Consider the following 2,324-nt stretch of genomic DNA (forward strand, 5'->3'; position numbering starts at 1 on the left):
TGATTAATAGTTTGCTTTTTAATGATTAATAGTTTGCTTTTTAAAAATAAAATTCGTGAAGATTAAGAAGCTGTTTAAATATTGAATATATTTTTAACATTAAGAAATTAAGACCTTTTAGCTTAAAAAACTTAATAAAAAACAATTCATTGTTACCTTAATCATATACAGTTTAATTATCTAAAATTCTTAATGTTAAAGATAAGAATAAACAAAGTTTATTTAATTTAGAGAATTAAGAGATAATGCATAAAAAAGATTAAATAAATTTTAAGCAGGCTCTAAGCTTTATATAAAATAAAATATTCAGAATAAACAATTAAAGTCATCGCTTACACCGAATTAAGGCTAAAATAAAAGAACAACACCATGAAAACCATTAGTTGCATGAAGATCGATGAACAATTGCTAAAATCTTATAGTGCAGAAAATAAAACTTATAAAGAAAGAGAAGCAATTTTCCGGGAAGGAGAATCTCCGTCATTTTATTTTCAAATTATAGAGGGTTCTGTGAAACTTAATAATTATAACGACGAAGGGAAGGAGTTTATTCATAATATCTTAGGAAAAGGGCAAAGCTTCGGCGACCCGCTGCTTTTCATCGATAAGCAGTATCCTGTAAATGCTGTTGTTCTGAAACCCACCACACTTATACGTGTACCCAGAAAAAATTTCATCAATTTAATTAAAGAAAATCCTCATATTTCTTTGGAGCTAAATGCCTGTCTTTCTCACAGGTTGTATTATCAGACGATCATGATGCAAAATATGGCATCGCAAAACCCTTTAGCAAGAATAAAAGGACTCTTTAATTACCTTAAAAGCTATTCAGATTGTGAGGATACGCATTCTTTCAATATAAAGCTTACAAGACAGCAGATTGCCGATCTTACAGGATTGCGTGTAGAAACCATTATTAGAACCATAAAAAAAATGGAAAAAGATAATCTGGTTAAAATCAAAGATCGTAAAATTTGTTATTAAAATATGACCTAAATCATATATAAAATAGCTTTTTGAGCATTATATTTGAGTATTATTGCAGACAATAATTCACACTTTTATAGGAAAAATTATTAACGATAAATTACCACCAATCACCTAAAAACAATATACATATGAATAATACCACACAACAGGTTAAAAGTTTTTCTTGATTTTTAACATTCAATTTTTACCCAGTTTTTCTCATCATTATGATTACTTCTTTGTGGAGGAAGAGCTAATCTTTTATTACCGAAAATCTGTTTTTATAAACTGAAAAATAACCATAACCAACACCAAATAAAATATGAACTTCAATGAAATTTTAAAATTCATTAATCAGGACGATTTTACCGAGATACCCAATTACGGAAAATGGATTGAAAGCGAATCTGTGATCTACGCAAAAGAAATTAACGAAAACATTTTTTTGCTGTTTGTAATAAATCCGGAGCTGAATAACAGATCTGCAAGAGCAATGATCGCAAAATTCGACAGTTTAGAAAATATCAGTTTGCGGGAGCCAAAGCAAATCATGTTTTATCTTACACTGGAAACAACAAATGACCTCCATTATTTTGAAAAATACATGAACATCTCACAACTTCATTAAAAATAGATACTATGGAATTCCAGGAAAACTTACTCAATTATATCAGCAAAGCATTAGTAACAACCAACGAAACAATTTCTATTGCAGAAAGCGTTACTTCGGGGCTGCTTCAGCTGTCTTTTTCGCAAATGCCAAATGCATCAATGTTTTATAAAGGCGGCGTTACAGCTTATGCCTTAGAGCAAAAGGTGAAGCTACTAAATGTAGACTATGAAGAGGCAAATCTCTGCGATTGCGTTTCTGAAAATATTGCTGAAACAATGGCAATTAATGTAGCCAAATTATTCGAAACCGATTGGTCTATCGCAGTTACAGGCTACGCTACGCCGATCAGAAACTCGACTTACAAAATATTTTCTTATTACTCTTTCGCTTACAAAGGTGAAATAATCTTGTCTAAAAAACTTGAGCTGCACCCCAAAACACAGGCTTTGGAAGCCCAAAAATACTACACCGAATTTATTTTAGGCTGTTTTAAAAGCGAAATCAATAAACTATTAATTTTAAAATAAAATATGAAATCAAAGATTGCCATTCTTACTCTGTGTATTTTTAGTTTAGCATCCGTCTCATGCCGTTGCGATTTTGAAGATGATGAACCCAGAAATAAAAAAGCAGACATCACCCGGGAATCGGTAAAAAAATAGCTCAGCTTAAACCTTTCAAAACAGAAAATTTTAATTATTAGAGCCTGTTTAAATTTATAATTTATTTTTTACCATTAAGG

At 30.5% G+C, this 2,324-nt stretch carries 3 protein-coding genes; all 3 read left to right on the forward strand.

The annotated features are described in order from the left end of the window. The first annotated feature begins 369 nt into the window (after nucleotides 1-369). The 3 genes from AB4Y90_RS17570 to AB4Y90_RS17580 all read left to right on the forward strand — a co-directional run bounded on the left by AB4Y90_RS17570 (nucleotide 370) and on the right by AB4Y90_RS17580 (nucleotide 2,109). Nucleotides 370-984 (forward strand): Crp/Fnr family transcriptional regulator, encoded by a 615-nt coding sequence (locus AB4Y90_RS17570; protein WP_441558859.1) that lies wholly within the window; start codon nucleotides 370-372, stop codon nucleotides 982-984. A gap of 307 nt (nucleotides 985-1,291) precedes the next feature. After that, a complete protein-coding gene (locus AB4Y90_RS17575) occupies nucleotides 1,292-1,597 on the forward strand; it encodes a hypothetical protein (protein ID WP_441558860.1) in 306 nt (101 codons plus the stop codon). A gap of 11 nt (nucleotides 1,598-1,608) precedes the next feature. Continuing rightward, nucleotides 1,609-2,109, forward strand: a complete 501-nt coding sequence (locus tag AB4Y90_RS17580; protein ID WP_441558861.1) for a CinA family protein — start codon at nucleotides 1,609-1,611, stop codon at nucleotides 2,107-2,109. Nucleotides 2,110-2,324 lie beyond the last annotated feature (215 nt).

The organism is Chryseobacterium sp. 2TAF14 (assembly GCF_052115105.1).
In the GTDB taxonomy this organism is placed as follows: Bacteria; Bacteroidota; Bacteroidia; order Flavobacteriales; family Weeksellaceae; genus Chryseobacterium.

Coding starts and splice junctions, on each gene's coding strand:
- AB4Y90_RS17570 (WP_441558859.1), top strand. CDS start 370: ATGAAAACCATTAGTTGCATGAAGATCGATGAACAATTGCTAAAATCT.
- AB4Y90_RS17575 (WP_441558860.1), top strand. CDS start 1,292: ATGAACTTCAATGAAATTTTAAAATTCATTAATCAGGACGATTTTACC.
- AB4Y90_RS17580 (WP_441558861.1), top strand. CDS start 1,609: ATGGAATTCCAGGAAAACTTACTCAATTATATCAGCAAAGCATTAGTA.